Here is a 5,301-nt window from a genome sequence, read left to right on the forward strand (position 1 = left end):
GTCGCGGTTCGTGGCGTGTCCGTTCGGCGGCCCGGGGGATCGGATGTATCGCACCGGGGATCTGGTGCGCTGGGACGACGACGGCCAGCTGGTGTATCTGGGCCGCGCCGATGAGCAGGTCAAGATCCGTGGGTTCCGTATCGAGTTGGGCGAGGTGCAGGCGGCGCTGGCCGCGTGCGACGGGGTCGCGCAGGCGGTGGTGATCGCGCGCGAGGACCGTCCCGGCGACAAGCGTCTGGTCGGCTACATCACCGGCACGGCCGACCCCGCCGCGGCCCGCGCAGTACTGGCCGAGCGGCTGCCGGCGTACATGGTGCCCGCTGCGATCGTGCTGATCGACGCGCTGCCGCTCACGCCCAACGGCAAACTCGACAAGCGCGCATTGCCCGCGCCGGAGTACCAGGCCGTCGACCGCTACCGCGCACCGGCCACCCCGACCGAGGAAATCCTGGCCACGATCTACGCGCAGGTGCTCGGCCTTGAACGAGTCGGAGTGGACGACTCCTTCTTCGAGCTCGGCGGCGACAGCATCCTGTCGATGCAGGTGGTGGCTCGGGCCCGGGCCGCAGGGGTGTTGTGCCGTCCGCCGGACGTGTTCGTGGAACAGACGGTGGCCCGGCTCGCCCGCGTCGCGCGGGTCGCCGACGGAGAGGCCGGACCGGTCGACGAGGGCATCGGACCGGTGGTCGCGACGCCGATCATGCGGTGGCTGCACGGCATGGAAGGCCCCATCGAGCAGTTCAACCAGACCATGGTGCTGCAGGCCCCCATCGAGGTGACCGAAGCCGACGTCGTCGTCGTGCTGCAGGCCCTGGTCGATCGGCACGCGATGCTGCGGCTGCGCGCCGGAGACGACGGTGCCGGCGGCTGGTCACTCGAGGTGCCGGAGCCGGGATCGATCGATGCCGACGAGTACCTGCTCACGGTCGACGTGCTGTCCGACGACGCGTTGGTGGCGGCGCGGTCGCGGCTGAACCCGACCGCCGGGGTGATGCTCAGCGCGCTGTGGGTGACCTCGACGAGCCAGCTGGTGCTGATCATCCACCACCTCGCCGTCGACGGAGTGTCGTGGCGAATCCTGTTGGAAGACCTCAACATCGCGTGGGCGCAGCACAGCAGCGGACAAGCCATCGCGCTGCCCGCGCCCGGGACGTCGTTCGCCCGATGGTCGTCGCTGCTGGCCGAGCAGGCCCGTGCGGCTGAGGTGGTCCAGCAGGCGGATGCGTGGCGGAAGGTGGGGGCGGCCAGAGACGCGTTGCCGCCGCTGCAACCCGTGGAGGACACGTTCAACACGGCCGGGTTCCTGTCGGTGGAGCTGGAAGCCGAAACGACCCGCATGCTGTTGGGTGAGGTGCCGACGGCGTTTCATGCCGGCGTCCAGGACATTCTGCTGATCGCGTTCGGGCTGGCCTGCTCGGAGTTCCTCGGTAACGGCGGCGCCCCGGTCGGCATCGACGTCGAGGGCCACGGCCGCCACGAGGAACTCGTCGGCGATGTGGACCTGACCCGCACGGTGGGCTGGTTCACCACCAAGTACCCGGTGGCGCTGGCCGTCGGCGGGCTGGACTGGGCACAGGTCACCGCCGGTGCGGCCGAACTGGGCGCCGTGATCAAGAACGCCAAGGAACAGCTGCGCGCACTGCCGGACCCGCTGAGCTACGGACTGTTGCGTTACCTCAACCCCGACGTGGAGCTCGTCGACTCCGACCCGGCGATCGGCTTCAACTATCTGGGACGGCTCGGCGCGGCCGGCGCCGAGCTCTCCGACGACTTCTGGCGGATCAGCCAGGAGGGCTTGGCGCTGACCGGTGCGGCCGCCGCGATACCCGTCCAGCTGTCGCACACCGTCGGACTCAACGCCGGGACCGCGGACACCGAAGCCGGCCCCCGGTTGCACGCCAACTGGCGCTGGGCGCGATCGGCGCTCGACCGCGCACAGGTCGCCAGGCTGAGCCGGCTGTGGTTCGAGGCGCTGACCGGAATCTGCGCGCACGTCCGCGCCGGCGGAGGCGGTTTGACGCCGTCGGATCTCGCGCCCACCCGGCTGACCCAGCAGCAACTCGACGAGCTGTCCCGGCAGGACCGCATCGCCGACGTGCTGCCGCTCACCCCCTTGCAGGAGGGGCTGCTGTTCTATACGAGCAGCGCGGCGGGCGGCACCGACGACGTGTATGCCGTGCAGCTGGACATCACCGTCACCGGTCCGCTCGATCCGGACCGGCTGCACGACGCGGTGCAGACGGTGATCGGTCGCCACCCGCACCTGGCGGCCCGATTCTGCGCGCAGTTCGACGAGCCGGTGCAGGTCATCCCGGCCGATCCGGTTTCGCCGTGGCGGTACGTGGAGTTGGACGCCGCAGACGGAGATGTCGATGAGCAGGTGCGGCAGGTCTGCGCGGCCGAGCGGGCCGCCGTCTGCGACCTCGCCCACCCGCCGGCCTTCCGGGCCGCGCTGGTGCGGACCGCGGCGGATCGGCACCGGTTCGTACTGACCAACCACCACATCGTGATGGACGGCTGGTCACGGCCGATCCTGCTGCAGGAGATCATCGCCACCTACTACGGGCAGCGGCTGTCGACGGCCGCCCCCTACCGCAGCTTCGTCACCTGGCTGGCCGCCCAGGACCGCACTGCCGCGCAGGCCGCGTGGGCTGAGCTGTTCGCCGGTTTCGACAACCCCACCTACGTCGGTCCGCCCGGCGCGGCGGGGCTCGGGCGGCGCGACGTCGCGCTGCACCGGATGTCGGAGCAGACGACGCAGGCGCTCGTCGAGCTGGCCCGCTCGCACCACACCACCGTCAACATCGCGTTGCAAGCTGCTTTCGCCCAGCTGCTGGCCCAGATGACCGGCCGCGACGACGTCGCCTTCGGAATGGCGGTGTCGGGCCGGCCGGCCGAGGTTCCCGGCGCGGAGTCGATGGTCGGCATGCTGATCAACACGGTGCCGGTGCGGGCGCGCATGACCGCGACCACCACGACGACCGAGCTGCTCGAGCAGATGCAGAGCTCGCACAACCGCACCGTCGAGCACCAGCACCTGCCGCTGAACGAGATCCACCGGGCCGCCGGCCATGACCAGCTGTTCGACACGCTGTTCCTCTACGAGAACTACCCCATCGACACCGCCGAGTTGTCCGGCGACCACGAGATGTCGATCCCCGAGATCAACGCCTACGAGTACAACCACTACCGGCTGACCGTGGCGGCCCAGCCCGGCCGCGAGTTGGGTCTGCGCGTCGAATACGACACCGATGTGTTTGATGCTGTTGGTGTTGAGGGGTTGATTGGGCGGTTGGAGCGGGTGGTGGTGGCGATGGCTGCTGATCCGTTGCGGGCGTTGTCGTCGGTGGATGTGGTGGGCGCGGTTGAGCGTGGCCGGTTGGATGTGTTGGGGCATCGGGCGGTGTTGGGGTCGCCGGTGGGTGTGGGGTTGTCGATTCCGGGGTTGTTCGCTGAGCAGGTTGCGCGGGCGCCGGGGGCGGTGGCGCTCTCTGGTGGGGGTCGGTCGTGGACGTATCGGGAGTTGGATGAGGCGTCGAACCGGTTGGCGCGTGCGCTGATTGAGCGTGGTGTGCGCCGGGGTGGGTGTGTGGCGTTGTTGTTGCCGCGTTCAGCGCGCGCGGTGGTGGCGATTTTGGGGGTGCTCAAGGCCGGGGCGGCGTATATGGCGATTGATCCGATGCATCCGGATGCGCGGATCGGGTTCATGTTGGCTGATGCGGTGCCGGTGCTGGCGCTCAGTACGGCGGGGTTGGCGGGCCGGTTGGGTGGTGCGGTGCCGGTGGTCGATATCGATGATCCCGGTATTGAGGGGCAGCCGGGCGGCCCGGTGCCGGGGCCGGGGCCTGATGATTTGGCGTATGTGATTTACACGTCGGGGACCACGGGTGTGCCTAAGGGTGTGGTGGTGGCGCATCGGGCGGTGACGCAGATGTTGGGGGCGTTGCCGGCGGGTCTGCCGGTGGGCGGGGTGTGGTCGCAGTGGCATTCGTTGGGGTTCGACGTGTCGGTGCAGGAGATTTTCGGGGCGCTGCTCAATGGGGCGCGGCTGGTGGTGGTGCCTGATGAGGTGGTGCGCTCGGCCGATGATTTTCATGCGTTGTTGATCGCCGAGGGTGTGACGGTGCTCAGTCAGACGCCGTCGGCGTTGGCGGTGATTTCCCCGCAGGGGCTTGATGCGGTGCAGTTGTTGATCATGGGTGGTGAGGCGTGCCCGGTGGAGTTGGTGGATCGGTGGGCGCCGGGCCGGGTGATGATCAATGTGTGTGGGCCGACCGAGACGTCGGTGTTCGCCGCGATCAGTGCGCCGTTGGCGCCGGGGGCTGCGGTGGTGCCGATCGGTACGCCGGTGCCGGGGGCGGCGTTTTTTGTGTTGGATCAGTGGTTGCGTCCGGTGCCGGTGGGTGTGGTGGGGGAGTTGTATGTGGCCGGCCGGTTGGGGTGTGGGTATGTGCGGCGGGCGTCGTTGACCGCGTCGCGGTTTGTGGCGTGTCCGTTCGGTGGTGTGGGTCAGCGGATGTATCGGTCCGGGGATTTGGTGCGTTGGGGTGCTGATGGGCAGTTGGTGCATCTGGGGCGTGCTGATGAGCAGGTCAAGATCCGCGGGTATCGCATCGAGTTGGGTGAGGTGGCTGCGGCGCTGAGCGGTTGTGCCGGGGTGGATCAGGCGGTGGTGATCGCCCGCGAGGACGCCCCGGGCGATAAGCGGCTGGTGGGTTATGTCACCGGCAGTGTCACCGGGGCCGTGGATCCCGCTCGAGTGCGTGAGCAGCTCGGTGAGCGGTTGCCGGGTTATATGGTGCCCGCGGCGGTGGTGGTGCTCGAGGTGTTGCCGTTGACGGCCAACGGCAAGCTGGATCGCCGCGCGTTGCCGGCCCCGGAGTACGCCGATGTGCAGCGGTACCGGGCGCCTGCCACCCCGACTGAGGAGATTCTGGCCGGTATCTTCGCCCAGGTCCTCGGAGTGGACCGCGTCGGCGTCGACGACTCCTTCTTCGAACTCGGCGGCGACTCGCTGTCGGCGATGCGAGTGGTTGCCGCCATCAACGCCGGGATGGATGCCGCACTTTCGGTGCGCGCGTTGTTCGAGGCGCCGACGGTGGCGCAGTTGGCGCCGCGGATCGGTGCCGGCGGTGCGGCGCTCGAGCCGCTGGTGGCCGCCCCGCGCCCGGCGGTGGTGCCGTTGTCGTTCGCCCAGCAGCGGTTGTGGTTCATCGACCAGCTCCAAGGCCCCTCGGCGATCTACAACATCGCCGTGGCGCTGCGCCTGAGCGGACACCTCGACACCCACGCCCTGGGCCA

The 5,301-nt window shown here is 69.3% G+C and carries 1 protein-coding gene; it reads left to right on the forward strand.

Going from position 1 to position 5,301, the window contains the following annotated elements; genetic code table 11:
- Positions 1-5,301, forward strand: a 5,301-nt coding sequence (locus A5663_RS03265; protein WP_068143841.1) for a non-ribosomal peptide synthetase, incomplete at both ends; no start/stop codon positions are given.

The organism is Mycobacterium sp. E740 (assembly GCF_001672895.1).
In the GTDB taxonomy this organism is placed as follows: Bacteria; Actinomycetota; Actinomycetes; order Mycobacteriales; family Mycobacteriaceae; genus Mycobacterium.